22 protein-coding genes and 1 pseudogene are annotated in these 21,659 nt (G+C 72.8%); 12 read left to right on the plus strand and 11 right to left on the minus strand.

Annotated elements, in window-relative coordinates; genetic code table 11:
* Window positions 1–312, plus strand: a pseudogene (locus IEZ00_RS36785) (HD family phosphohydrolase); the annotation flags it as partial.
* A gap of 191 nt (window positions 313–503) precedes the next feature.
* The gene (gene shbA / locus IEZ00_RS19040) at window positions 504–1,055 is read left to right on the plus strand and encodes an RNA polymerase sigma factor ShbA (RefSeq protein WP_276530107.1); all 552 of its coding nucleotides are present in this window, start codon (window positions 504–506) and stop codon (window positions 1,053–1,055) included.
* 6 nt (window positions 1,056–1,061) lie between these two features.
* Here shbA and IEZ00_RS19045 read toward each other — a convergent pair whose 3' ends face one another.
* Entirely contained in the window at window positions 1,062–2,231 is a 1,170-nt protein-coding gene (locus IEZ00_RS19045) for an MFS transporter (RefSeq protein WP_189224633.1), read from the minus strand.
* 54 nt (window positions 2,232–2,285) lie between these two features.
* Between IEZ00_RS19045 and IEZ00_RS19050 the strand changes: the two genes are divergently transcribed.
* Window positions 2,286–3,029, plus strand: coding sequence for a helix-turn-helix transcriptional regulator (locus tag IEZ00_RS19050; RefSeq protein WP_189224634.1), 744 nt, complete (start codon window positions 2,286–2,288; stop codon window positions 3,027–3,029).
* A gap of 27 nt (window positions 3,030–3,056) precedes the next feature.
* On the opposite strand, the gene IEZ00_RS19055 is transcribed toward IEZ00_RS19050, so the two are convergent.
* Window positions 3,057–3,980 (minus strand): heme o synthase, encoded by a 924-nt coding sequence (locus IEZ00_RS19055; protein ID WP_189224635.1) that lies wholly within the window; start codon window positions 3,978–3,980, stop codon window positions 3,057–3,059.
* Window positions 3,981–4,255: 275 nt separating this feature from the next.
* On the opposite strand from IEZ00_RS19055, the gene tkt reads away from it, so the two are divergent.
* The 6 genes from tkt to pgl are packed head-to-tail and all read left to right on the plus strand — an operon-like array spanning window position 4,256 to window position 12,543.
* Window positions 4,256–6,355: a transketolase gene (gene tkt, locus IEZ00_RS19060; RefSeq protein ID WP_189224636.1), complete on the plus strand. Its 2,100-nt coding sequence runs from the start codon at window positions 4,256–4,258 to the stop codon at window positions 6,353–6,355.
* Between the two features lie 25 nt (window positions 6,356–6,380).
* The gene (tal, locus tag IEZ00_RS19065) at window positions 6,381–7,493 is read left to right on the plus strand and encodes a transaldolase (protein ID WP_189224637.1); all 1,113 of its coding nucleotides are present in this window, start codon (window positions 6,381–6,383) and stop codon (window positions 7,491–7,493) included.
* 1 nt (window position 7,494) lies between these two features.
* Window positions 7,495–9,111, plus strand: coding sequence for a phosphoglucose isomerase-related protein (locus IEZ00_RS19070; RefSeq protein ID WP_189224638.1), 1,617 nt, complete (start codon window positions 7,495–7,497; stop codon window positions 9,109–9,111).
* Window positions 9,108–10,649 (plus strand): glucose-6-phosphate dehydrogenase, encoded by a 1,542-nt coding sequence (zwf, locus tag IEZ00_RS19075; protein ID WP_189224639.1) that lies wholly within the window; start codon window positions 9,108–9,110, stop codon window positions 10,647–10,649. Before IEZ00_RS19070 ends, zwf begins: the two co-directional genes overlap by 4 nt.
* The gene (opcA, locus tag IEZ00_RS19080) at window positions 10,646–11,767 is read left to right on the plus strand and encodes a glucose-6-phosphate dehydrogenase assembly protein OpcA (protein WP_189224640.1); all 1,122 of its coding nucleotides are present in this window, start codon (window positions 10,646–10,648) and stop codon (window positions 11,765–11,767) included. The genes zwf and opcA overlap by 4 nt, the downstream gene beginning before the upstream one ends.
* A complete protein-coding gene (pgl, locus tag IEZ00_RS19085) occupies window positions 11,764–12,543 on the plus strand; it encodes a 6-phosphogluconolactonase (RefSeq protein WP_189224641.1) in 780 nt (259 codons plus the stop codon). The genes opcA and pgl overlap by 4 nt, the downstream gene beginning before the upstream one ends.
* A 54-nt stretch (window positions 12,544–12,597) precedes the next feature.
* On the opposite strand, the gene IEZ00_RS19090 is transcribed toward pgl, so the two are convergent.
* The 3 genes from IEZ00_RS19090 to IEZ00_RS36790 all read right to left on the minus strand — a co-directional run bounded on the left by IEZ00_RS19090 (window position 12,598) and on the right by IEZ00_RS36790 (window position 14,204).
* Window positions 12,598–13,800: a hypothetical protein gene (locus IEZ00_RS19090; RefSeq protein WP_189224642.1), complete on the minus strand. Its 1,203-nt coding sequence runs from the start codon at window positions 13,798–13,800 to the stop codon at window positions 12,598–12,600.
* Between the two features lie 85 nt (window positions 13,801–13,885).
* Window positions 13,886–14,071: a DUF397 domain-containing protein gene (locus IEZ00_RS19095; protein WP_189224643.1), complete on the minus strand. Its 186-nt coding sequence runs from the start codon at window positions 14,069–14,071 to the stop codon at window positions 13,886–13,888.
* A gap of 13 nt (window positions 14,072–14,084) precedes the next feature.
* Window positions 14,085–14,204 carry a hypothetical protein gene (locus IEZ00_RS36790; RefSeq protein WP_229795888.1) on the minus strand — a complete coding sequence of 40 codons (120 nt, stop codon included), beginning with the start codon at window positions 14,202–14,204 and terminating at the stop codon, window positions 14,085–14,087.
* An 86-nt stretch (window positions 14,205–14,290) separates the two neighbouring features.
* On the opposite strand from IEZ00_RS36790, the gene IEZ00_RS19100 reads away from it, so the two are divergent.
* Both IEZ00_RS19100 and IEZ00_RS19105 read left to right on the plus strand, forming a co-directional pair.
* Window positions 14,291–14,566 carry a hypothetical protein gene (locus IEZ00_RS19100; protein ID WP_189224644.1) on the plus strand — a complete coding sequence of 92 codons (276 nt, stop codon included), beginning with the start codon at window positions 14,291–14,293 and terminating at the stop codon, window positions 14,564–14,566.
* A 100-nt stretch (window positions 14,567–14,666) separates the two neighbouring features.
* Window positions 14,667–15,962 (plus strand): sensor histidine kinase, encoded by a 1,296-nt coding sequence (locus IEZ00_RS19105; RefSeq protein ID WP_189224645.1) that lies wholly within the window; start codon window positions 14,667–14,669, stop codon window positions 15,960–15,962.
* 1 nt (window position 15,963) lies between these two features.
* On the opposite strand, the gene IEZ00_RS19110 is transcribed toward IEZ00_RS19105, so the two are convergent.
* Window positions 15,964–16,761: a hypothetical protein gene (locus IEZ00_RS19110; RefSeq protein WP_229795889.1), complete on the minus strand. Its 798-nt coding sequence runs from the start codon at window positions 16,759–16,761 to the stop codon at window positions 15,964–15,966.
* Between the two features lie 29 nt (window positions 16,762–16,790).
* Here IEZ00_RS19110 and IEZ00_RS36795 point away from each other — a divergent pair, with 29 nt between their 5' ends.
* Window positions 16,791–17,705 carry a hypothetical protein gene (locus IEZ00_RS36795; protein ID WP_229795890.1) on the plus strand — a complete coding sequence of 305 codons (915 nt, stop codon included), beginning with the start codon at window positions 16,791–16,793 and terminating at the stop codon, window positions 17,703–17,705.
* Window positions 17,706–17,763: 58 nt separating this feature from the next.
* Here the strand turns inward: IEZ00_RS36795 and IEZ00_RS19120 are convergent, their stop codons facing one another.
* The 5 genes from IEZ00_RS19120 to gap all read right to left on the minus strand — a co-directional run bounded on the left by IEZ00_RS19120 (window position 17,764) and on the right by gap (window position 21,448).
* Window positions 17,764–18,108, minus strand: a complete 345-nt coding sequence (locus IEZ00_RS19120; protein ID WP_189224647.1) for an RNA polymerase-binding protein RbpA — start codon at window positions 18,106–18,108, stop codon at window positions 17,764–17,766.
* 50 nt (window positions 18,109–18,158) lie between these two features.
* Window positions 18,159–18,392, minus strand: coding sequence for a preprotein translocase subunit SecG (secG, locus tag IEZ00_RS19125; RefSeq protein WP_189224648.1), 234 nt, complete (start codon window positions 18,390–18,392; stop codon window positions 18,159–18,161).
* A gap of 91 nt (window positions 18,393–18,483) precedes the next feature.
* Window positions 18,484–19,272: a triose-phosphate isomerase gene (gene tpiA / locus IEZ00_RS19130; RefSeq protein WP_189224649.1), complete on the minus strand. Its 789-nt coding sequence runs from the start codon at window positions 19,270–19,272 to the stop codon at window positions 18,484–18,486.
* On the minus strand, window positions 19,272–20,435 hold the full coding sequence (locus IEZ00_RS19135) for a phosphoglycerate kinase (RefSeq protein WP_189224650.1): 1,164 nt from the start codon (window positions 20,433–20,435) through the stop codon (window positions 19,272–19,274). Before IEZ00_RS19135 ends, tpiA begins: the two co-directional genes overlap by 1 nt.
* An 8-nt stretch (window positions 20,436–20,443) precedes the next feature.
* Window positions 20,444–21,448, minus strand: coding sequence for a type I glyceraldehyde-3-phosphate dehydrogenase (gene gap, locus IEZ00_RS19140; protein WP_189224651.1), 1,005 nt, complete (start codon window positions 21,446–21,448; stop codon window positions 20,444–20,446).
* Between the last annotated feature and the right edge of the window lie 211 nt (window positions 21,449–21,659).

The raw sequence follows: 21,659 nt of genomic DNA on the forward strand, positions 1-21,659 counted from the left end.
CTGCGCCACCGCGACATCTCCCCGGCGGCGCAGGCGCTGTCCGACGCGGACACCCTGTTCAAGGCGCTGCCGGTGACACCGGTCGTGCTCGCGCCCAAGTACCTGGAGGAGAACGGCATCACCCTGCGCGAGCTGGCGCACAAGATCGTCGGCGAGCAGCGGGACAAGCACGACGAGGGCTACTACTTCTACGACCCGGAGGCGGCGGCGCTGTACTCGCGGTGGGCCACGGCGAACCTGGAGCTGTGGCAGTGCATCGTCGAGTCGCTGGACGACCCGAGCGTGGCGGAGCTGCTCTCGGCCGTCTCGTAGCCCGTCCGCGTGGTCGTGGTGGAGCGGGAAAAATTTCTCCGGAACCTCCGTAAGAGCTAACTCGCCCGGCCGTCCCCCTCCCACAAGAGGGTGATGCCGCGCTCGGGCGGCGTGACGCGTGGGGGTGTTCCGCGATGGAACTGCACGGCGAGGGATCGTTAACCCCGGCAGCGGGGCGGGCGGTTCCCCGTGTGTCGAAGACCGACGTCGAAGGCGCCGTGGCGGGTGACCGCCGTGCGGTGGATCGACTGCTGACCACCGTGCGCCCGGCGGTCGTGCGGTACTGCCGCGCCCGCGTGGGCTGGTCCTCGACGACCGCGGACGACGTGGCCCAGGAGGTCTGCCTGGCCGTGCTCAAGGCGCTGCCCGGTTACCGCGACCAGGGCAGGCCGTTCCTGGCGTTCGTCTACGGCATCGCCGCGCACAAGGTGGCCGACGCCCACCGCGCCGCGGCCCGCAACCGCGCCGAGCCGGTGGAGGACGTGCCGGACTCGCCGTCGGTGGAGGCGGGCCCGGAGGCGCTGGCGGTGCGGGGCGAGCTGTCCGAGCGGATGGCGCAGCTGCTCAAGGTGCTGCCGGACAAGCAGCGCGAGGTGCTGGTGCTGCGGGTGGTGGTCGGGCTGTCCGCCGAGGAGGCCGCCGCCGCGGTGGGCTCGACACCGGGCGCGGTGCGGGTGGCGCAGCACCGCGCCCTCAGCAGGCTGCGCCGGGAACTGGACTCCCGCGCGGCCGCGGACCTGTAGGCCGCCTCAGGAGCGCTCCCCGGCGGGTTCCGAGCGGACCGGGGCGGCTGGTTCGGGCAGCGTGCGGGCCGCGAGCCAGCCCAGGACGGGCAGGACGACCAGCGGGGCGAGAGCCGCCTGCAGCGACGTGCGGTCGGCCAGGGCACCGATCAGCGGGCTGGCCAGGCCGCCGACGCTGACGGTCAGGCCGAGGGTGACGCCGCTCGCGGTGCCCACGCGGGTGGGCAGGTAGTCCTGGGCGAGCGTGATCTGCAGGGCGAACGGGAGGTAGAGGCAGGCGGAGGTCAGCACGACGAACAGGTGGAGGGCAGGTCCCGGGACGAACACCACCCCCGCGACCCCGCCGGTGGCGGCCAGGTAGGACCAGCGGACCACGGTGACGCGGTCCCACCGGTCGGCCAGCCTGCTGCCCAGCACGGTGCCCGCGGCCCCGCCGAGGTAGAGCAGGAGCAGCGCGGCGGCGCCCGTCGCGGGGCCGCCGCCGGTTCGCTGCTGGGCGTGCAGCGCGATGAAGGTGCTCAGGCCGGTGAACGCGATCGACCGGAACACCACGACCAGGGACAGCTTGCCGAAGGAGGCCCGGTCGTCGGCGCCAGGCGGGCTCGCGGTGGTGGCGCCGGTGCGGGCCCGTCCGGTGAGCGCTCGCAGGACCGGCAGGCACAGCACGCTGCCGACCAGGGCCGGGAGGATGAGCAGCGGGGACAGCCGCAGCCCGCCCGCGGTCACGACGGCGGCGACCACGACGGGCGCGGCGGCGAACCCGATGTTGCCCCCGAGGGAGAACCAGCCCATCGCGGTGTGACTGCCGCCCGCCGCGATCCGGGCGGCGCGGGCGGCCTCCGGGTGGTAGGCGGCGACGCCGAGCCCGGACACCGCCACGAAGAGCAGCGTCAGCGGGTAGGAGCCGCTGACGCCGCTGAGTGCGACGCCGAGGCCGCCGAGGACCGTGCTCACGGGCAGCAGCCACGGCATGGCCCACCGGTCGGTCAGCGCGCCGAACAGCGGCTGCGCCACCGAGGACAGCAGCGACGCCGCGAGCACGACGCCCGACGCCGCGGCGTAGCCGTAAGCGCGCTCGGCGACGAAGAACGGCACCAGCGCGGCCACCGAGCCCTGGTAGACGTCCACGCAGGCATGCCCGACGGACAGCAGGATGATCGACTTCTTCCGCGACACCCCGCCATGCTCGCCACCGGACGGGCTGTCGCGCTTCCGATAAAGTGCCATTCGATGCCGCAAGTCCGCCACGTGTCGACCGCGCCGACGCGGGTCCAGCCGCTGGCCTCCGGGGCGGGCATCGACGCGCACCGCCACGACGACCACCAGATCGCGTACGCGGCCAGGGGCGTGCTGGCCATCACGACCGACCGGGGAACCTGGGTCGCCCCGGCCACCCGCGCCATCTGGGTGCCCGCCGGGACCGCGCACGCCCACCGGGCGCACGGGGAGCTCGAACTCCACCTGGTGGGCCTGCCCGCGACCGACAACCCGCTGGGGTGGGCCGAGCCGGGCGTGCTGGCCGTCGGACCGCTGCTGCGCGAGCTGATCCTCGCCTACACCCGTCCGCCGCGCGAAGACGTCCCGGAGCGGCGCAGGCTGCGCGCCGTCCTGCTCGACCAGCTCCGCGCCTCACCGCAGCAACCCGTGCACCTGCCCAGCCCCACCGACCCCCGGCTGCGGGCGCTGTGCGCGCTGCTGCGCGCCGACCCCGCCGACAACCGCACCCTGGCCGCCCTCGGCGCGCGGGTCGGCGCGAGCGAGCGCACCCTGACCCGGCTCTTCAAGGCCGACCTCGGCATGACCTTCCCGCAGTGGCGCACCCAGCTGCGGCTCCACCACGCCCTGGTCCTGCTGGCGGAGGACGCGCCGGTGACCACCGTGGCGCACGCCTGCGGCTGGTCGTCCACCAGCGCGTTCATCGACGTCTTCCGCCGCGCTTTCGGCCACACGCCGGGCGCCCACCGCGCGCGGTGATCCCGCGCCGGGCCGGGGTGCCGGACCTCAGAAGGGCCAGCCGAGTGCGGGCAGGCCGATGACGGCGTCCACCGCGAGGCCGCAGAACACCAGCATCAGGTACAGGTTCGACATGTGGAAGAACTTCATCGTGTTCGTCGAGCCGCCGCGCCGCACGACCCCGTGCAGCCGGTGCGCGAACACCGCGAACCACACCCCCGACGCCACCGCGACCGCCAGGTAGATCCAGCCCGCCACGGGCGCCAGCAGCAGCGTGCACAGCACCGTGATCCACGAGTAGATGACGATCTGCCTGGTCACCTGCTGCGCCGTGGCCACCACGGGCAGCATCGGCACGCCCGCGCGGGCGTAGTCCTCCTTGAACTTCATCGCCAGCGCCCAGGTGTGCGGCGGGGTCCAGAAGAAGATCACCCCGAACATCGCCAGCGCGGGCCAGCCCACCGTGCCGGTCACCGCGGACCAGCCGATGATCACCGGCATGCAGCCCGCCATGCCGCCCCAGATGATGTTCTGCGACGTCCGGCGCTTGAGCACCAGGGTGTAGACGAAGATGTAGAACAGGATGGTGAGCACCGCGAACACCGCGGACATCAGGTTCGTGGTGATCCACAGGAACCCGAACGACACCACCCCCAGCACCACGCCGAAGATCAGCGCGTTGCGCGGCGGGATGGCGTTCTGCGCCAGCGGCCGGGCCCCCGTGCGCTTCATCACCGCGTCGATGTCGGCGTCGACGTAGCAGTTCAGCGCGTTGGCGCTGCCCGCGGCCAGCGTGCCGCCCGCCAGGGTGCAGGCGATCAGCCACAGCGGCGGCAGGCCGCGGGCGGCCAGCAGCATCGCCGGGATGGTGGTGATCAGCAGCAGCTCGATCACCCTCGGCTTGGTCAGCGCCACGTACGCGCCGACGACCTGTCGGGGCGACCGCGCCGGAGCCTCGGGGGCAGCACTCATGGCGTCGCGCTCCTCAGCAGGTCGGGGATGGGCAAATCGTAACCGCGTGTTGGGAACCCGGCTCGCACGGGTACGCCCTGAAGAGCCGGGAAGGGCGGTCGCGCACCTTGTGCGTACACCCACAGAGATCTTCCGGCGTGCTCGGGGCACGAGCGCCGGATCAGCGGACTAGGCTGGCCGGCGGATGAGGGAAATCGCGGATCGGGCCTGACGGGATCGATTGAGAAGCACCCGAGGGCGTCCGCCGCCTACGCTGAGACTGGAGCTGGAAGTCCGTGTCCGTCACCGATGACATCACCCGGCTGACCGAGGCCACCCTGCCAGACGACTGGACCGAGCTCGACAAGCGCGCGGTCGACACCGTCCGCGTGCTGGCCGCGGACGCGGTGCAGAAGGTGGGCAACGGCCACCCCGGCACCGCCATGAGCCTGGCCCCGCTGGCCTACACCCTGTTCCAGCGCGTCATGCGGCACGACCCCGCCGACCCCGACTGGATCGGCCGCGACCGGTTCGTGCTGTCCGCGGGCCACTCCAGCCTGACGCTGTACATCCAGCTGTTCCTGGCGGGCTACGGGCTGGAGCTGGACGACCTCAAGGCGCTGCGCACCTGGGGCTCCAAGACCCCCGGCCACCCCGAGCACCGGCACACCCCGGGCGTGGAGATCACCACCGGCCCGCTGGGCCAGGGCCTGGCCTCCGCGGTCGGCATGGCGATGGGCGCGCGCCGCGAGCGCGGCCTGTTCGACCCGGACACCCCGGTCGGCCAGAGCCCGTTCGACCACCACATCTTCGTCATCGCCTCGGACGGCGACATCGAGGAGGGCGTGACCTCGGAGGCCTCGTCCCTGGCGGGCCACCAGAAGCTGGGCAACCTCACCGTCATCTACGACGACAACAAGATCTCCATCGAGGACGACACCACCATCGCGCTGACCGAGGACACGGCCAAGCGCTACGAGTCCTACGGCTGGCACGTGCAGGTCGTCGAGAGCGGCGAGAACGTCGCGGGCATCCTGGCCGCGCTGGAGGCCGCCAAGGCCGAGACCGAGCGCCCCTCGTTCATCCTGCTGCGCACGATCATCGGCTACCCGGCGCCGAACAAGATGAACACCGGCAAGGCGCACGGCGCCGCGCTGGGCGAGGACGAGATCCGCGAGGTCAAGAAGATCCTCGGGTTCGACCCGGAGCAGACCTTCGAGGTCTCCGACGAGGTGCTGGAGCACACCCGCGCGGTGGTCAAGCGCGGCGAGCAGGCCAAGGCCGAGTGGCAGAAGTCCTTCGACGCCTGGGCACAGGCCAACCCGGAGCGCAAGGCGCTGCTGGACCGGCTGATCGGCCGCGACCTGCCCGAGGGCTGGGCGGACGCGCTGCCCTCGTGGGAGCCCGACGCCAAGGGCGTGGCCACCCGCAAGGCCAGCGGCGAGGTGCTCAACGCGCTGGCGCCGGTGCTGCCGGAGCTGTGGGGCGGCTCGGCCGACCTGGCCGAGTCCAACAACACCACGATGAAGGGCGCGGACTCGTTCGGCCCGGCGGAGACCTCCACCAAGGAGTGGAACGCCAACCCGTACGGCCGCACGCTGCACTTCGGCGTCCGCGAGCACGCGATGGGCTCGATCCTCAACGGCATCGCGCTGCACGGCCCGACCCGCCCCTACGGCGGCACCTTCCTGGTGTTCAGCGACTACATGCGCCCGGCGGTCCGGCTGGCCGCGCTGATGAAGTCCGCGGTCACCTACGTGTGGACGCACGACTCCATCGGCCTTGGCGAGGACGGCCCGACCCACCAGCCGATCGAGCACCTGGCCGCGCTGCGCGCCATCCCCGGCCTGCGCGTGCTGCGCCCCGGTGACGCCAACGAGACCGCGGCCGCGTGGCGGGCCGTGATCGAGGACCCGACGGCCCCCTCCGGCCTGGCGCTGACCAGGCAGAACCTGCCCGTGCTCGAGGGCACCAGGGAGAAGGCCGCCGAGGGCGTGGCCAAGGGCGGCTACGTGCTGCACGACGCCGCCAACGGCGAGCCGGAGCTGATCATCGTCGCCACCGGCTCGGAGCTGCAGATGGCGGTCGAGGCGCGGAAGGTTCTGGAGGCCGACGGCGTTGCCACGCGTGTGGTGTCCATGCCCTGCGTCGAGTTCTTCGACGCCCAGGACGAGGACTACCGCGAGCGGGTCCTGCCCTCGTCGGTGAAGGCGCGCGTGGTGGTCGAGGCGGGCATCGCCCAGCCGTGGTACCGCTTCGCGGGCGACGCGGGCGAGATCGTCTCCATCGAGCACTTCGGCGCGTCCGCCGACTACCAGACGCTGTTCCGGGAGTTCGGCTTCACCACCGAGAACGTCGTCGCCGCCGCCCGACGGTCGCTGGCCAGGACCCGCTGACCCCTACAGCTGCAGGAGAGAAGACATGACTGCGAACCCGCTGGCCGCGCTGAGCGAAGCCGGTGTGTCGATCTGGCTGGACGACCTGTCGCGCGAGCGGCTCACCACGGGCAACCTGGGCGAGCTCATCGCCACCAAGCACGTCGTCGGCGTGACCACCAACCCGACCATCTTCGCCTCGGCGCTGTCGAACGGCGAGTCCTACGACGAGCAGGTGCGCGCGCTGGCCGCGCGCGGCGCCGACACCGAGGCGGCGGTCCGCGAGATCACCACCACGGACGTGCGCAACGCCTGCGACCTGTTCCGCGACATCTACGAGTCCACCGACGGCGTGGACGGCCGGGTGTCCATCGAGGTGGACCCGCGGCTGGCCAACGACACCGAGCGCACCGCGGCCGAGGCGCTGGACCTGTGGAAGGCGGTGGACCGGCCGAACCTGATGGTGAAGATCCCGGCCACCGTCGAGGGCCTGCCCGCGATCACCCGCACGCTGGCCGAGGGCGTCAGCGTCAACGTGACGCTGATCTTCTCCGTCGAGCGCTACCGCGACGTGATGGAGGCGTTCATCACGGGCCTGGAGCAGGCCAAGGCCAACGGCCACGACCTGCGCGGCATCCACTCGGTGGCGTCGTTCTTCGTGTCCCGCGTGGACACCGAGGTCGACAAGCGGCTGGACAAGATCGACGACCCGGCCGCCGCCGAGCTGCGCGGCAAGGCCGCCATCGCCAACGCCCTGCTGGCCTACGCCGCCTACGAGGAGACCTTCGCCGGTCCGCGCTGGGAGGCGCTGGCCGCCGACGGCGCCCGCGCGCAGCGGCCGCTGTGGGCCTCCACCGGCGTGAAGGACCCGAACTACTCCGACACCCAGTACGTGGACCAGCTGGTCGTGGCGGGCGTGGTCAACACGATGCCCGAGAAGACCTTGCACGCCGTCGCCGACCACGGTGCGATCACCGGTGACACGGTGACCGGCCGGGCCGCGCAGGCGCAGGAGGTCTTCGACCGGCTCGCCGCGCTGGGCATCGACGTCGACGACGTCTTCGTCACGCTGGAGACCGAGGGCGTGGAGAAGTTCGAAAAGTCGTGGGCGGAGCTGCTGGAGACCGTGACCGGCCAGCTGGACCAGGCGAAGGGCTGACATGACCGAGGTGATCTCCGCGGAGATCGTCCGCACGCCGAACCAGGAGCAGCTCGACACCGTGGTGGCCGAGCTGCTCCAGGAGTCGGTGCCCAGCAGGCTCGCGGCCCAGGACCCCACGCTGTGGGGTCCGGCCGCCGAGTCCGAGGCGGCCATCCGGCTGTCCTGGACGACGCTGCACGAGTCGTCGCGCCCGCTGGTGGAGGAAATCGCGGCGCTGCGCGCCGAGCTGCTCGCCGAGGGCGTTGACCGGGTGGTGCTCGCGGGCATGGGCGGTTCCTCGCTCGCGCCCGAGGTGATCACCGCCACCGCGGGCGTGCCGCTGGTGGTGCTGGACACCACCGACCCCGGCCAGGTGGCCGAGGCGCTGGCGGGCGACCTGGCGCGGACCGTGCTGGTGGTGTCGTCGAAGTCCGGCGGGACCGTCGAGACCGACAGCCACCGGCGCATCTTCGAGAAGGCGTTCGCCGACGCGGGCGTGGACGCCGCTTCGCGGATCGTCGTGGTGACCGACCCCGGCTCGCCGCTGGAGGCGGCGGCCAAGGAGGCCGGGTACCGCAAGGTGTTCCTGGCCGACCCGCACGTGGGCGGCCGCTACTCCGCGCTGACCGCGTTCGGGCTGGTGCCCTCGGGCCTGGCGGGCGCGGACGTCGCGAAGCTGCTGGACGAGGCCGCGCAGGCGGCGCCGCTGCTGGCCGCCGACTCGGTGGACAACCCGGCGGTGCTGCTGGCGGCCAACCTCGTCGTCGCGCACGCGCACGGCGCGGAGAAGGTCGTCCTCGCCGACACCGGCTCGGGCATCAAGGGGCTCGGCGACTGGGCCGAGCAGCTGATCGCCGAGTCCACCGGCAAGGACGGCACCGGCCTGCTGCCGGTGGTGGTGGAGGGTCCGGGCGCGGCGGGCTTCGTCGACGCGGGCTCGGACGCCACGACCGTGGCCATCGGCCCGGCGACCGGCTCGTCCTCGATCGCCGTCGAGGGCTCGCTGGGCGCGCAGTTCCTGCTCTGGGAGACCGCGACCGCGCTGGCGGGCCGCGGCCTTGGCATCAACCCGTTCGACCAGCCCGACGTCGAGGCGGCCAAGAAGGCGGCGCGCTCGCTGCTGGACGCGCCCGCGGCCGAGCCGGTCGAGCCCGCGTTCACCGACGGCACGATCGAGGTCCACGTGGGCGGCGACTGGCTGCCCGGCGGCGTGCGCACCGCGGCCGAGGCGCTCCAGGCGCTGTTCGCGGCGGCGCCGGAGCACGGCTACGTGTCCGTGCAGGCCTACCTCGACCGGCTCGACGACGCCTCGTTCGCGCTGCTGCGCGCCGAGGTGGCCCGTCGCGCGCACCGGCAGACCACGTTCGGCTGGGGCCCCCGGTTCCTGCACTCGACCGGCCAGTACCACAAGGGCGGTCATCAGAACGGGGTGTTCCTGCAGATCACCGGCGCGTCGCCGACGCGGCTGGAGGTGCCGGGACGGCCCTACGACCTCGCCACCCTGCAGCTGGCCCAGGCGCTGGGCGACGGCCAGGTGCTCGCCGAGCGCGGGCGCCCGGTGCTGCGGCTGCACCTCACCGACCGGGTCGCCGGGCTCGCCCAGCTCGTCGAAGCCATTCAGGAGGACGGTTCGTGACCGCGCCCACCAAGCGCAATCCCCTGCGCGACGCCAGGGACAAGCGGCTGCCCCGCATCGCGGGGCCCTGCGGCCTGGTGATCTTCGGCGTGACCGGTGACCTGTCGCGCAAGAAGCTCATGCCCGCCATCTACGACCTGGCCAACCGCGGCCTGCTGCCGCCGGGCTTCGGCCTGGTCGGGTTCGCCCGGCGGGACTGGGCCGACCAGGACTTCATGGAGGTCGTGCACGACGCGGTCAAGCAGCACGCGCGCACCCCGTTCCGGCAGGCGGTCTGGGAGCAGCTGGCCGAGGGCATCCGCTTCGTGCAGGGCACCTTCGACGACGACGCCGCGTTCGACTCGCTGGCCGAGACGGTGCGGCAGCTGGACGAGGAGCGCGGCACCGGCGGCAACCACGCGTTCTACCTGTCGGTGCCGCCCAGCGCGTTCACCACGGTGGTCAACCAGCTCAGCCGCTCGGGCCTGGCCAAGGCGCCGGGCACGCACCCCGGCCAGTGGCGGCGGGTGGTCATCGAGAAGCCGTTCGGCCACGACCTGACCAGCGCCAAGCAGCTGAACAAGATCGTCAACGACGTCTTCCCCGAGGAGTCGGTGTTCCGCATCGACCACTACCTCGGCAAGGAGACGGTGCAGAACATCCTGGCGCTGCGCTTCGCCAACCAGCTCTACGAGCCCATCTGGAACGCCAACTACGTCGACCACGTGCAGATCACCATGGCCGAGGACATCGGCCTCGGCGGGCGCGCCGGCTACTACGACGGCATCGGCGCGGCCCGCGACGTGATCCAGAACCACCTGCTGCAGCTGCTGGCGCTGACCGCGATGGAGGAGCCGGTCTCCTTCCGCCCCAGCGACCTGCGGGCGGAGAAGGTCAAGGTGCTCTCGGCGACCCGGCTGATCGGGCCGTTCGACGAGACCACCTCGCGCGGCCAGTACACCGGTGGCTGGCAGGGCGGGCAGAAGGTGCCCGGTCTGCTGGAGGAGGGCGGCTTCGCCAAGGACTCCACCACCGAGACCTACGCGGCGATCACCGCCGAGGTCAACACCCGGCGCTGGGCGGGCGTGCCGTTCTACCTGCGCACCGGCAAGCGCCTGGGCCGCCGCGTCACCGAGGTGGCCGTGGTGTTCAAGCGCGCGCCGCACCTGCCCTTCGACGACACCGCCACCGAGGAGCTGGGGCAGAACGCCCTGGTGGTGCGGGTGCAGCCGGACGAGGGCGTGACCATGCGGTTCGGCTCGAAGGTGCCGGGCAACTCCATGGAGGTCCGGGACGTCACGATGGACTTCGGCTACGGCCACGCGTTCACCGAGTCCTCCCCCGAGGCCTACGAGCGGCTGCTGCTGGACGTGCTGCTGGGCGAGCCGTCGCTGTTCCCGAAGAACGACGAGGTCGAGCTGTCCTGGGAGATCCTCGACCCCGTCATCAAGCACTGGGCGAGCCACGGCGCGCCGGAGAAGTACAAGGCAGGAACCTGGGGACCGGCCTCGGCCGAGGCGATGATGGCCAGGACCGGCAGGCACTGGAGGCGTCCGTGATCATCGACCTGCCCTCGACCACCACGTCGCAGGTCAACAGCAAGCTCGTGCAGCTGCGCGAGGAGGGTGGCGCGGTCACCCTGGGCCGGGTGCTGACGCTGGTCATCGTGACCGACGACGGCGCCAAGACCGAGGAGGCCGTGGACGCGGCCAACGACGCCAGCCGCGAGCACCCGTGCCGGGTGATCGTGGTGGCGCGCGGCGCGCGCAAGGCGGCGGCCCGGCTCGACGCGCAGATCCGCGTCGGCGGCGACGCGGGCGCCTCCGAGGTCATCGTGCTGCGGCTGTACGGGGAGCTGGCCAACGAAGGCGCCAGCTGCGTGGTGCCGCTGCTGCTGCCGGACACCCCGGTGGTGGCGTGGTGGCCCAACGACGCGCCCGCGGTGCCCGCGAAGGACCCGATCGGGATGCTCGCGCAGCGCCGGATCACCGACGCGGCGGCGGAGAAGAACCCGATCAAGGCGCTGGAGCAGCGCCGGGCGGGCTACACGCCGGGCGACACGGACCTGGCGTGGACCCGGTTGACGCTGTGGCGGGCCATGCTGGCCTCGGCGCTGGACCTGCCGCCGTACGAGAAGGTCACCGAGGCGGAGGTCAGCGGCGAGGCGGACTCGCCGTCGACCGACCTGCTGGCGGCGTGGCTGGCCGCGTACCTGCGGGCGCCGGTGAAGCGGCTCAAGGCCACCCACGGCGAGGGCATCGTGGACGTGAAGCTGGAGCGGCGCTCCGGCGCGGTGGAGCTGGTGCGGCCCGACGGCAGGGTGGGCACCCTGACCCAGCCCGGCCAGCCGGAGCGGCGGGTGGCGCTGCAGCGCCGCGAGGTCCGCGACTGCCTGGCCGAGGAGCTGCGCAGGCTGGACCCGGACGAGGTGTACGAGACCTCGCTGAAGGCGCTCGGCAAGGTCTCGCGCGGCCGGACTTCCACGAAGGTCGCGGCCAAGCCCGCGAAGCCCGCCACCAACGGCACCGCGCCCGCCGAGGCCGCCGAGCCGGAGAAGGCGGCGGACAAGGCCGCGGAGAAGACCGCTGACAAGGCCCCGGCGAAAGCCGCGGTGAAGGCTTCGGCCAAGCCGGTGAAGGCGGCCAAGCAGGCGGCCAGGGCGAAGGCGGGTTCGTGAGCCGTCCGGAAGTGGTGGTGCACCGCGACGGCGACCTGCTGGCCGCCGCCGCGGCGGCCCGGCTGGTGACCAGGCTGGTGGACGCGCAGGCCGCGCGCGGCTCGGCGTCGCTGGTGCTGACCGGCGGGCGCACCGGCATCGCCGTGCTGGAGCACCTGCGCGCCACGCCCGCGCGGGACGCGGTCGACTGGGGCCGGGTGGACCTGTACTGGGGCGACGAGCGCTTCCTGCCCTCCGGGCACGCCGAGCGCAACGAGACCCAGGCGCGGCGAGCCCTGCTCGACCACGTGCCGGTCGACCCGGCGCGGGTGCACGTGATGGCCCCCTCCGACGGCCCCTTCGGCGACGACCCGGAGGCCGCGGCGGACGCCTACGCCGACGAGCTGGCCGCCGCGGCGCGCCCGGAGGACCACGGCTCGGTGCCGACCTTCGACGTGTGCCTGCTGGGGGTGGGCGAGGAGGGTCACGTGGCGTCGGTCTTCCCGTCCTCGCCCGCCGTCTACGAGGCCGAGCGCAGCGTCGTGGCGGTGCGCAACTGCCCCAAGCCGCCGCCCATCAGGGTCAGCCTGACCCTGCCCGCGATCCGCCGCTCCCGCGAGGTGTGGCTGATGACCACGGGCGCGGCCAAGGCGGCGGCGGTGTCCATGGCGCTGACCGGCGCGGGCGAGGTGCAGCTGCCCGCGGCGGGTGCCACCGGCCAGCGGCGGACGCTGTGGCTGCTGGACTCGGCGGCGGCGGCCAAGGTGCCGGAGCTGTTCACGCCCCCGCTGGCGTGAGGACCGCGGTGCGGGACGGCGGCGACCGTCCCGCACCGCTTCAACAGCACCTCTTCAGCGGCGTCCCAGCGCGGCGCGCAACTGCCCGCGCACCTTGCGGCCCGCCAGGCGCACCGGGTCCAGCAGCGAGCCGCGCGCCCAGCGCGCCGGGGCCACCACCGCCGCTTCCCAGCCCCGCCGGACGGCCCGGCCGATCGGCGCGAGCACCGCGCCGCGCACCCAGCGCGCCGGGGTGACGACCACCGCGCGGAACACCCGCCGCGCTCCGCGCACCGCCCAGCCGAAGGCGCTCGCGACCGCGCGGCCGACTCCGCGCGCCATCCGCCACAGCGGCGACAGCACCCACCTGCGCACCGCCCGTCCCAGCGCCCTGAGCCCCCGCGACACCACGCGACCCGCCCAGGCGAACGCCTCCCCGATCACGCGGCCGACCGCGCGCACCACCCGCCACAGCGGCGACAGCACCCACTCGCGCACCGCCCCGCCCAGCGCCGCGAGCACCCGCCGCACCCCGCGCACCACCCAGCCCAACACGTCCGCGACCGCGCGGCCGACCGCCCGCACCGCCCGCCACAGCGGCGCGACCACCTCCCGGCCCGCCCACTTCAGCCCGTCCCACACCAGGGCGGCCACCCTCGCCAGCCCTCGGCCGATGCCGCGCAGCACCCGCCCCAGGACGGTGCCGACGAACTCCAGCGCCTTCTCCAGCGCCTTCTGCAGCGCGGTGCCCGCCCGCACGGCCACGTTCCGCCACAACCACCGCAGCGGGGCCGCCACCAGCACCTGCCAGCACCGGAGCAGCGGCCTGCCGACCAGCGCCAGCGCCCGCCTGAGGCGGCCACCGCCGAAGATCGCGGCCAGGTGACGGCGCACCGCCTCCAGAACAGCCCCGAGCGCGCGGCCCAGGCCGCGCAGCCCACGTCCGAGGAGATCGGCCAACCCGCGCAGTCCACGCCCCATGGGCCGGAGCACGTACTCGCCCAACGCGCCGAACACCCACCGCAGCACCCGGCCGACCGCGTCGAACCCGAGCCCCAGCAGCCGCAGGAACCCGCCGATCGCCCTGCCAAGGGGCGAGAGCAGCCTGCGCCGCAGGAACCCGCCGAAGACGCGCACCGCCTCGCTCACGGCTCGCGCAGCGGTCTTCAGCGCCTCCCAGGCCAGCTTCACCGGCACCACGACCACCACGGCGATGACGCGCGCGACCCACACCGCCCACCGGGGCGGCTGCGGCTCGTCCTCGTTTCCCCTGACCATGCCCCCTGGAACGCGGTGGCGGCGGTTCCGGTGCCATGCGCGGAGGAATAAAGACCAATCTGTGATGTGCCTGCTCAGGCGCGGGTCAGCCTGCCTTCACAGCGACGAGGAACGCCGCCCACGACGCCCCGGGGAACGCCAGCTCGGGACCGGTGTTCTTGGAGTCCCGAGCGCCGACCCGGCGCCCGCCGAACCCGACTTCGACGCACTGCCCGTTGCCATCGCTGTAGCTCGACTTGATCCACCGCGAACACGCGAACCTGGTGGCCATCCCTCTTCCTCCTCTACTCGAACTCGTGCGCCACGCGCAGGATGAACCTCCTCGACTCTTCCTCACCGAGCGCGGCCGAGGTGACGTGGGCCCACAGCCGGTCGTAGACGTGCACCGACTGGTTGTCGTCCAAGTAGCGGGCGTCGTCGACGTCCTGGCGGAGATGGAGCGCCGCTCAGGGCGGGAGAATGCCGCTGACACGGCAAGCAGCATCGACACGTGACATCTCTCGCCCAGGCCCTGCGCGGGGTCTACCGGGTGTTCGCGGACTACGGGCTGCCGCCCACCATCGACCTGTGCGACCACTGCGTCGACCCCGACGACCTCAAGGCCCTCCACGGCGTGCCGGTCGCCGAGCTGGTGCGCTTCCCGCCCTCGCTGTCCCGGCTGTGGGCGGAGCCGTTCCGGCAGTGGCCGCACGGCACGTTCCCGCTGGAGGTCTTCGACCAGCGGCCCGACTTCCCCGACGTGCAGGATCTGGTCAGCCACTGGTGAGCGTTCGCGCTCGCAACTTTATCGTGGGGTCCGCGTCCCTTTCGGGTAACCGCGGCGTCTCGAGGGGTGACGGTCACGTCGGGGGTGGAGGGGGCTGGTCATGCCAAGTGCGACAGCGGCGCAGCAGGGTGACAACCGATGGGTGATGGACGCGGGCAGACGGGCGGCGGTGGACAGCGCGACGGACACCGGGGCGGACGGCGGGGCGGACAGCGGGACGGGTGCGCTGCCGAGCAGCCGGGCTGACGGGGCCGCGGCCGAACGGGCCGCTCGCGGGCTGAAGGCGGTGCTGGTCGGCTACCGGCAGCTCGCGTTCGACGTGGCGGCGGTCGCCGTCGCCGCGCTGGACGTGTGGCTGCGCGTGATTCCGGAGGCCGAGCCGTACAACTACGTCCTGTCCGTCATCGCGGTGGTCGCGGTGGCGCTGCGGCGGCAGTTCCCGTTCCTGGTGGTCCTGGTCACCGTCCCCGGCTTCCTGGCCGGGTGGGCGCAGCTGGCCGCGATGATCGCGCTGGGCACGCTGGCGCGGCGCAGGCTGCTGGCGCTGCCCACCGTCGTGGGCGCGGTGCTGGTGTGGCTGAGCCGGTTCTTCGTCTGGCCGGTCGAGGAGTTCCTGGCGCAGGAGTGGAAGTCGCACGTCCACAACGCCATCTACGGCTGCATCGTGGCGGGGATGCCCATCGCCATCGCGCTGCTGGCGCACGCGCGGGAGCAGCTGTCCGCCCGGATCGCCGAGCTGGCCGCCAGCCGCGAGCGCGAGCGGGTGCTGCACGCCCACGCGGTGCGCGCCGACGAGCGGGCCCGCCTGGCGCGGGAGATGCACGACGTGGTGTCCCACCAGGTCAGCCTGATCGCGATGCAGGCGGGCGCGCTGCGCGTGGTGGCGGCCGACCCGAACGCGAAGCAGGTCGCGGGCACCATCCGCGCGCTGAGCACCCGGACCCTGGACGAACTGCGCCAGCTGGTCAGCGTGCTGCGCACGACCAGCGGTGACGACGCGCCGCAGCCGCGCATCGAGGACCTGCCGCAGCTGGTCGCCACCTCGGCGGTGCCCGCGTCGCTGACCGTGCGGGGACCGGTGGGCCGGGCGCCCGCGCCGGTGTCCGGCGCGGTCTACCGGACCGTGCAGGAAGCGCTGACCAACGTGCGCAAGCACGCCCACGGCGCGGCGGCCGCCGTGCTGGTCGACGCCGAGGGCGACCGGGTGCGGGTGGAGGTCCGCAACGAGCGCCCGGACCCGTGCCCGTCCCAGCGGCCCGAGCCCGCCCTGCCCGGTGGCGGCCACGGCCTGGTCGGCCTGCGCGAGCGGGCGGTGCTGCTCGACGGCGAGTTCCACGCGGGCCCGACCGATGACGGGGGCTTCCTGGTCCGCGTCGCGCTGCCGCTGGCCCGGTGACTCAGGCGCCGCGGCCCGCCACCGGCCGCAGGCGCTGGGTGGCCTCCGGGTCGGCGAGCGGGGCCTCGACGGTCTCCGGGGGAGGCGTGAGCGCGCCCAGGACCAGCGCCACCGCGGCGCAGCCCAGCACCAGCACCGCCTCGGCGACCGGTGTGGGCGTGACGACCCGCAGCGCGGACAGCAGCACCACCGCCGCCAGCCCGCTGCCCACCCCGGCGGGCAGGAACCGCAGGGCGCGCCGCCACCGGCTCGCGGGCAGGCGCTGCCTGGCCAGCGCGAGCAGCGCCGCCGCCCAGGCCAGCGCGGCCAGCACGGCGAGCGCGAGGCCGAACAGCCCGTAGACCGACCACGTCGACCCGCGCACGTCCGCGGTGGCGGAGACGGCGGCGATCACGTCCCGGTTGGCGTCGAGCACCTGCAGGCGGGCGGGCAGCAGGCCGGTGGCCTGGCCGCCGAGCTGGGCGAGGTCGAGCACGAAGCCGCGGGTGACGCTGCGCCCGGCGGGGACCTCGAACGGGATGGTGGTGTCGTAGGAGAAGAAGGGCAGCGCCAGCGCGGTGCCGGACAACCGGATCGTCTTCACGTAGCGGGTCGCGGCGGTCCCGTTGTGGACGGTCACCGAGATGCGGCTGGACCCGCCGGGGGCCAGCACCAGCACATCGGCCCCCACGGGCGCACCGTCCACAGTGGCGTTCATGGTGACGGCGCCGTCGGCCGCGCGCCCCGTGCCCGCGACGAGCCCCGAGAGGACGATCCCGCACAGGAGCAGCGATCCGACCCTGCCCATAATGCGTCTCACAAGGGCACCTCGAAGTTCAGGGGACGGACATGCGAACGGCTGGAACACTAGCTCTACTGGGTGTCGTCGCCTACGGCGCTACCGCGCTCGTCGCCGCTCCCGCGTCGGCCCAGCCGCAAGCCCCCTCGCTCACCCTGTCCGTCGCCAGCGGCCCGGCCGGGACGCGCTTCACGGCCAGCTGGACCGGCCTGTACCCCGGCCGCGACTGCCGCGACTACGCGGTGCAGATCCTGTGGGACGGCCGGACCGCGATCGGGGGTGGGCCGCTGGGGTGGCGCGGCAGCGGCTCCGGCTCGGCGGTCGTGCCGTCCGGGGCGACCCCCGGCGGGCACCAGGTGACGGCCAGGCCCCTGTGCGGCTCGTCGGGCAACCCCGGCGCCACCTTCACCGTGACGGTGCCGCAGCCCACGACGACCGCGCCACCGCCCGCTCCCACGACCGCGCCGCAGGCCACCACCACCGCCCCTGCGCCCACCACCACGACGCGCCCGACCACGACCACCACTGCCCCCACCACGACCACGACGACGACCACCGGCAGCAGCGGTTCGACCCCGCCGACGTCGCAGAGCGAGCCGACGTCCGGGGACGGCGTGCTGACCCTGGACAGGGAGCACGTGCAGCCGGGCGACCCGCTGACGGCGACCGGCACGGGCTGTCAGCCCGGTGCGACCGTGACGCTGTCGTCGCAGGACCAGGACCTGGGCACCACCACCGCCGACGGCACGGGCCGGTTCAGCACCGGGGTGGAGTTCACCACCGTCCAGCCGGGGCGGCACGTGATCCGGGCGGACTGCGGGATCGTCCTGGTCGGCAGCGTGGACGTGGCGGTGACCAGCTCGACCAGCGGGACGACCCCGACGCTCGTGGTGGTGGGGCTGGTCCTGCTGCTCGGCGCGGCCCTGCTGCGCCGCCAGTTCGCCGGGCTGCGCCGCAGGGCCTGAAAACGCGCGGAAGGCCCCGCGGCGGGATTCCCGCGGGGCCTTCCTCGTCGCTTGCCTGCTAGGGCTCTTCGCGCTGCTTGCGCAGCTTGGTGAGCGCCTCTTCGAGGATCGCCTCGCCATCCGCGTCGGAGCGGCGCTCCTTCACGTAGGCCAGGTGCGTCTTGTACGGCTCGTTGCGCGGAGGAGCAGGGGGAGCCTGCTCATCCCGCCCGGCCGGAAGACCGCAGCGCGGACAATCCCACATCTCCGGGATCTCCGCCTCGACCGCGAACGACGGACGCGACTCGTGCCCGTTGGCGCACCAGTACGACACCCGACGCCGGGGCGCGGACTCGCCGCGCTCCGACTCACCCATCGGGCCTGCGCCGACGCGGGTACCGCGAATCGCGTTACCACCAGCCATCGACCCTCACACCCCCACCACGTGGATTCCCTGAGTCCACTGACCCGGTGTCAGTTGACCTTCTGGAGCAGTCCGATGCCCACGATGGCGATCACCCAGATCGCGCCGACGAACAGCGTCAGGCGGTCCAGGTTCTTCTCCACCACGCTGGACCCGGACAGGCTCGACTGCATACCGCCGCCGAACAGCGAGGACAGACCGCCACCACGGCCGCGGTGCAGCAGCACCAGCAGGATCAGCAGCAGGCTGGACACGATCAGAAGGATCTGCAGGAACAGGTTCATTTCTTCCTCGCTGTCAGGCAGGTGACGCCACAGAGTACCCGGTCAACTGCCGACCGTGGACCACCGCGGGGGGACGTCTGGTTCACCGACATCAGGGTAGAGGGCCGCCCGCCGCCAGCGCGCACAGCTTGGTGAACTCGTCCGCGTCCAGGCTCGCACCGCCCACCAGGGCGCCGTCGACGTCCTTCTGCGCGATGAGCTCGCCGATGTTGCCCGACTTCACCGAGCCGCCGTAAAGCACCCGAACGGCCGAGGCGACGTCCTCGCCGTGGAGCTCGGCGAGCTTGGCGCGCAGCGCCGCGCACACCTCTTGGGCGTCGGCCGAGCTGGCGACCTTGCCGGTGCCGATGGCCCACACCGGTTCGTAGGCGATCACCACGCCGCGCACCTGCTCGGCGGACAGGCCCTTGAGGCCTGCCACCAGCTGCTCGGTGCAGTGCTCGACGTGCCCGCCCGCGTCCCGGACCTCGACGCGCTCGCCGAGGCAGAAGATCGGGGTGATGCCGTGCTTGAGCGCGGCCTTGACCTTCTTGTTGACCACCGCGTCGTCCTCGTGGTGGTACTCGCGCCGCTCCGAGTGGCCCACGGTGACGTAGGAGCACCCGAGCTTGGCCAGCATCGGGCCGGACACGTCACCGGTGTAGGCGCCCGAGTCGTGCGGCGACAGGTCCTGCGCGCCGTACTTGAGCAGCAGCTTGTCGCCGTCGACCAGGGTCTGCACGCTGCGGATGTCGGTGAACGGCGGCAGCACCGCCACCTCGACCTTGGCGTAGTACTTCTCGGGCAGCGAGAAGGCGATCTTCTGCACCAGGGCGATGGCCTCGAAGTGGTTGAGGTTCATCTTCCAGTTGCCCGCGATCAGCGGCTGTCGGGTGGCCATCAGCCCTCCAGGACGGACACGCCGGGGAGTTCCTTGCCCTCCAGGAACTCCAGCGAGGCCCCACCACCGGTGGAGATGTGCGAGAAGCCGTCCTCGGGCAGGCCGAGCGCCCGCACCGCCGCGGCCGAGTCGCCGCCGCCGACCACGGTGAACGCGTCGCTGGCCACCAGGGCCTCGGCGACCGCGCGGGTGCCGCCGGAGAACGCCTCGAACTCGAACACGCCCATCGGGCCGTTCCAGAAGACCGTCCTGGCGTCGGCCAGCTTGGCCGCGAACAGCTCGCGGGTCTTCGGGCCGATGTCCAGGCACTCGCGGTCGGCCGGGATGGCGTCGAAGGGCACCACGTCGAACTCGGCGTCGGCCGAGAAGCCGGTGGCGGCCAGGAAGTCGACCGGGAGCACCAGCTCCACGCCGCGCTCCCGCGCCTGCTCCAGGAAGCCGAGGACCTGCTCGATCTGGTCCTCCTGCAGCAGCGACTGGCCGACCTCGTGGCCCTGGGCCTTGAGGAACGTGTAGGCCATGCCGCCGCCGATGAGCAGCCGGTCGACCTTGGTCAGCAGGTTGGCGATGACGCCGAGCTTGTCGGAGACCTTCGCCCCGCCCAGCACCACGACGTAGGGCCGCTGGAGGTCCTCGGTGAGCTTGTGCAGCACCTGGACCTCGGCCAGCACCAGGCCGCCCGCGTAGTGCGGCAGCCGCTGGGCCACGTCGTAGACCGAGGCCTGCTTGCGGTGCACGACGCCGAAGCCGTCGGAGACGAACGCGTCGGCCTTGGCCGCCAGCTCGTCGGCCAGCGCGCCGCGCTCGGCCTCGTCCTTGCTGGTCTCGCGCGGGTCGAAGCGGATGTTCTCCAGCAGCACCACGGAGCCGTCACCGGCGGTCTGCGCGCCCAGCTCCACCGGCTGCCCGAGCAGCTCGCCCAGCCGCCGGGCGACCGGGGCCAGGGAGAACTTCGGGTCTGGGCCGCCCTTGGGGCGGCCCAGGTGCGCGGCCACCAGGACGCGGGCGCCCGCGTCGACCAGCTTCTTGATCGTCGGCACCGACGCGCGCACGCGGCCGTCGTCGGTGATCTTGTCGCCGTCGAGGGGGACGTTCAGGTCGGCGCGCACCAGCACGCGCCGACCCGACACACCCTCGGCGAGCAGGTCGTCGAGAGTCTTCACAGTCCGCCTCAGAGCTTGCTGGCGACGAGGTTGACCAGGTCGGCGAGGCGGTTGGAGTAGCCCCACTCGTTGTCGTACCAGCCGACGACCTTGACCTGGTTGCCGATGACCTTGGTCAGCGGCGCGTCGTAGATGCACGACGCCGGGTCGGTGACGATGTCGGTCGACACGATCGGGTCGGTGTTGTAGCGCAGGTAGCCCTTGAGCGCGCCGTCGGCGGCGGCCTTGTAGGCGGCGTTGACCTCGTCGACGGTGACCTCGCGGCCGACGGTCACGGTCAGGTCGGTGGCCGAGCCGGTGGGCACCGGCACGCGCAGGGCGTAGCCGTCCAGCTTGCCCTTGAGCTCGGGCAGCACCAGGCCGATGGCCTTGGCCGCGCCGGTGCTGGTGGGCACGATGTTCAGCGCGGCGGCGCGGGCGCGGCGCAGGTCCTTGTGCGGCGCGTCCTGCAGGTTCTGGTCCTGCGTGTAGGCGTGGATGGTGGTCATCAGGCCACGCTCGATGGTGAACGCGTCGTGCAGCACCTTGGCCAGCGGGGCCAGGCAGTTGGTGGTGCAGGAGGCGTTGGAGATGACCGTCTGCGAGCCGTCGTACTGGTCGTCGTTCGCGCCCAGCACCACGGTCAGGTCCTCGCCCTTGGCCGGGGCGGAGATGATGACCTTCTTCGCGCCGCCCTCGTCGACGTGCTTGCGCGCGGCGGCGGCGTCGGTGAAGAAGCCGGTGGACTCGACGACCACGTCGACGCCCAGGTCCTTCCAGGGCAGCTTGCCGGGGTCGCGCTCGGCGAGGGCCTTGATGGTCTTGCCGTCGACCACGATGCCCTCGTCGGACACCGAGACCTCGGCGTTCAGGCGACCCAGCACGCTGTCGTACTTGAGCAGGTGAGCCATCGTGTTGACGTCACCGAGGTCGTTGAAGGCGACGATCTCGATGTCGTGCCCGCTGGCCTGAACGGCGCGCCAGAAGTTGCGACCGATGCGGCCGAAACCGTTGACACCTACGCGAACCGTCACGGTGCGTCTCCTCGATTCTCGACTGGCTTGCGCCAGGGGGTTGCGGAGTGGCCGCCGGGGCGGCCGACAGCCAGCCTATCCCCCGCGGTGAGTCCCTGGTCACGTGGACCTCCAGCATCTCTTGATCGAACAAGGAAATCCAGCGTTCCGGGAGTGCTACCAGCTGGTAACGCACTGCGGTCGCGCTCCGCGCACGGCGGTGCGCGACGAG

The sequence above is a fragment of the Saccharothrix coeruleofusca genome (assembly GCF_014648515.1).
GTDB classification, from domain to species: Bacteria; Actinomycetota; Actinomycetes; order Mycobacteriales; family Pseudonocardiaceae; genus Actinosynnema; species Actinosynnema coeruleofuscum.

Bases quoted from the DNA above. Each gene is read 5' to 3' on its own strand.
- tpiA (WP_189224649.1), bottom strand. From the start codon at position 19,272: ATGGCCACCCGACAGCCGCTGATCGCGGGCAACTGGAAGATGAACCTC.
- tal (WP_189224637.1), top strand. From the start codon at position 6,381: ATGACTGCGAACCCGCTGGCCGCGCTGAGCGAAGCCGGTGTGTCGATC.
- IEZ00_RS19090 (WP_189224642.1), bottom strand. From the start codon at position 13,800: ATGGTCAGGGGAAACGAGGACGAGCCGCAGCCGCCCCGGTGGGCGGTG.
- IEZ00_RS19120 (WP_189224647.1), bottom strand. From the start codon at position 18,108: ATGGCTGGTGGTAACGCGATTCGCGGTACCCGCGTCGGCGCAGGCCCG.
- IEZ00_RS19105 (WP_189224645.1), top strand. From the start codon at position 14,667: ATGCCAAGTGCGACAGCGGCGCAGCAGGGTGACAACCGATGGGTGATG.
- secG (WP_189224648.1), bottom strand. From the start codon at position 18,392: ATGAACCTGTTCCTGCAGATCCTTCTGATCGTGTCCAGCCTGCTGCTG.
- IEZ00_RS19070 (WP_189224638.1), top strand. From the start codon at position 7,495: ATGACCGAGGTGATCTCCGCGGAGATCGTCCGCACGCCGAACCAGGAG.
- IEZ00_RS36795 (WP_229795890.1), top strand. From the start codon at position 16,791: ATGCGAACGGCTGGAACACTAGCTCTACTGGGTGTCGTCGCCTACGGC.
- IEZ00_RS19050 (WP_189224634.1), top strand. From the start codon at position 2,286: ATGCCGCAAGTCCGCCACGTGTCGACCGCGCCGACGCGGGTCCAGCCG.
- IEZ00_RS19055 (WP_189224635.1), bottom strand. From the start codon at position 3,980: ATGAGTGCTGCCCCCGAGGCTCCGGCGCGGTCGCCCCGACAGGTCGTC.
- IEZ00_RS19095 (WP_189224643.1), bottom strand. From the start codon at position 14,071: ATGGCCACCAGGTTCGCGTGTTCGCGGTGGATCAAGTCGAGCTACAGC.